The 2764-nt window shown below is 39.4% G+C and carries 3 protein-coding genes; 1 reads left to right on the top strand and 2 read right to left on the bottom strand.

Annotated features, from left to right (window positions below; translation table 11 throughout):
* The coding region (locus WC743_RS27975; protein WP_373016850.1) for a DUF885 family protein at positions 1 to 638 on the bottom strand (638 nt) is incomplete at its 3' end.
* Positions 639 to 733: 95 nt separating this feature from the next.
* On the opposite strand from WC743_RS27975, the gene WC743_RS27970 reads away from it, so the two are divergent.
* Positions 734 to 1207, top strand: coding sequence for a DinB family protein (locus tag WC743_RS27970; protein ID WP_373016849.1), 474 nt, complete (start codon positions 734 to 736; stop codon positions 1205 to 1207).
* A gap of 39 nt (positions 1208 to 1246) precedes the next feature.
* Here WC743_RS27970 and WC743_RS27965 read toward each other — a convergent pair whose 3' ends face one another.
* A complete protein-coding gene (locus WC743_RS27965; protein ID WP_373016848.1) occupies positions 1247 to 2527 on the bottom strand; it encodes a serine aminopeptidase domain-containing protein in 1281 nt (426 codons plus the stop codon).
* Positions 2528 to 2764: the final 237 nt, after the last annotated feature.

Below are 2764 nucleotides of genomic sequence, written 5' to 3'. Positions count from 1 at the left end.
TCAGCGGCCGGAATATTGGTTTTCTTAAGGGAATCGGCAAAGTCGGTTTCAATTACACTTACACCGCCCAGGTGCTGGTCAATAGCCAGCGAAGTTAATTCTGCAACCGGGTTTTTGATCTGCTTTTCGGCTTCTTTATAGTACGCCGGGATGAATGCCATTTTCTGATAAAAATTGCGCAGGCGTTTTGAAAGCGGCGCGTAATGCTCATTCAAAATATAAGCAAAAGTGCTGATTACGTTGTACGATGACGGATTCCATTGATACGCTTTTAATTGCTCCAGGTCCCACTGCATTGATTCCATCTGATTTTGTATCAGGTGGTAATCCATTTTATTAGCATCAGAAAGGCTGTTCACATCAAACCTGCTCAATGAATCCATCTGGATTTTTGTAAAATGGATTGCTTCTGCGCGATTTTTATCGGTAGGGATAACCAGTAAACTATCATACTTATGATAGCCAACGGTTGTTGCCCAATCGGGGTTTTGCTTCCAAAGGTCATCTAAAAAATGCTCTGAGTAAAGTGAAAACGCCGCATCATCTTTAGCCGAAATTTGCTCGTTGCCCTGACCCTCTTTTTTACAGGCCGAAAAAGCTGCCACGTAAAGGGAAAGTAATAATATCTTTTTTATCAATGTGATCAGTATTAACTTGAATGTATAAACTTAAAACATTTGCTGCATATAAATCAAATCTGTGTTTATTTTGTTAACCAGCAAATATATTTTCTATGGATCAGCATCAGATATTAATAAACGAATTAATAAAGCTGCTTGAGGGTGGCGGCGCCCATGCAACATTAAAGGATGCATTAGCTAATGTACCGGCAGATAAGCGTGGAGTTAAACCCAATGGCCTCCCATACAGTATATGGCAATTGACCGAACACATCCGCATTACACAATGGGATATGTTGGAGTTTAGTAAAGATGGCAGTCATGAATCGCCAAACTGGCCCGATGATTACTGGCCGGATGAAAGCAGCCCAGCTGATGATGCTGCCTGGGAAAAAACAATTGCCCAAATAGATACCGACCGTAATGAGTTTATCGCCCTGTTAAAGAGCGGGGATATTTATGCCAATATACCGCACGGAACAGGCCAAAGCATTTTGCGTGAAGCCCTGCAAATAGCTGACCATACAGCTTATCATACCGCCGAAATTGTTTTATTAAGACGATTGTTGGGGATTTGGAAATCGTAGATAAGGTATGCTAATGCGTGGATATGCATATCTGCACATCTACTTCAATCCGTTTACAAAATCAACAATACTGGTTACCAGCTTTGGTTTCAAAGGAAGATCGGGTTTATTGTAGGTGGCTATGTTTTGCTCACGGTCTGCCGGGGCTTCTTTTAATATATGGTTCATTCCGGGTATGATCACCAGCTTAGCATCAGAATCTGCCTTTTTTAATTTTTCGGCATCTGCAACAGTTACCTGTATATCTGTAGTACCTTGTAAGATAAGTACCGGGATCTTTATTTTCTTAAGTTCTTTGATAGGGTCATACCTAAACCACGACATCAGATATGGCTGAACGTCAGGCCCGGCAATAGCATATAATTTAGGATCAATATTATCGGTGAACTTTCCCTTTTTAAGGCTATCCAGCATGGTTTTAAAGTTATCGGCAATGTACTTAGGCTGCGATTTCATTTGCTCGGTCACTATTTTATCTGCCTGCTGGCCTGCACCTGCTACAGATATGAAAGCTTTAGCGGGTTGCCCGCGAACAGATAATATACCCACCAGTGAGCCTTCGCTATGGCCCAATACAATAACTTTTGAAAAACGCTCATCTTCGCTCAACATATTTATCAGGCCTACGGCATCATCAACATAATCTTCAAATCGCAGTTCCTTTAACTTTGTTGAGGTAACACTTTGCCCTATCATACGTTTATCATACCTAAGTGATGCTATGCCGTTTTTACCCAAAGCGTTAGCCAGCATTTTATAGGTGTTTCCGTTTAAGCCGGCTGCGCCATTGCCATCACGATCTGTTGGGCCCGACCCGGCTATAATAAGTACAACCGGTATTTTACCATTTGTATTTTTTGGCATGGCTAATGTGCCGGATATAGTGCCTGATAAGGTTTTTAATGATACAGGAGATTCTGACAAAGCAGCATCAACCGGGATAGTTTTAGAGGGATCCTGGTAAGGTTTAAAAAATATCCCAATTAGCTTATTTTGCTTATCTAAAGATAAATTCAATAAAAAGATAGCGTTTGCAAAAGTGGCTTTGTAAACTGCTGTGGGTGCTGTGTAGGCTGTAATATCAGTTTGTATGAGCTTGCCTAACTGAGATTTTAGTTGCGTAGTCGTCGAGTTCCATTTATCAAGCGGCATGCTTGTTTTCATCTCGGCGCTAAACATATTATAAATACTATCGGGCTGATTATTATTATAAAATTGTTTGAATTTATTCACAGCAGTTAAATAACCAGCAGGTGCGGTTTGTGCCATCACCCTGGCGGCAAACAATAATATAAATGCTATACTATATATTCTTCTCATTTTTAAGTTAGTATGCTTAATTGATTTTATTTGGCGAAAATAACAAAAATAGGAACGCCTTTGGTTTTATAGTTGGACCATAGGTAACATTTATTTCCCAACTGCGTAAAAGATTAATATTAAGTTTAAATGCTTGTAATAATGTTATTATATTTAACACTTTCCTTAAAATTAACATTATAGCAAAAAATCTACTAAATAATTAATGAGGGTTAAATTCGGGTGCTGTCTAATAGC

It is taken from the genome of Mucilaginibacter sp. (assembly GCF_041660805.1).
Lineage (GTDB): Bacteria > Bacteroidota > Bacteroidia > Sphingobacteriales > Sphingobacteriaceae > Mucilaginibacter.
The sequence above is the reverse complement of the archived record's forward strand: the minus strand, read 5'-3'. Positions and strand labels throughout refer to the sequence as shown.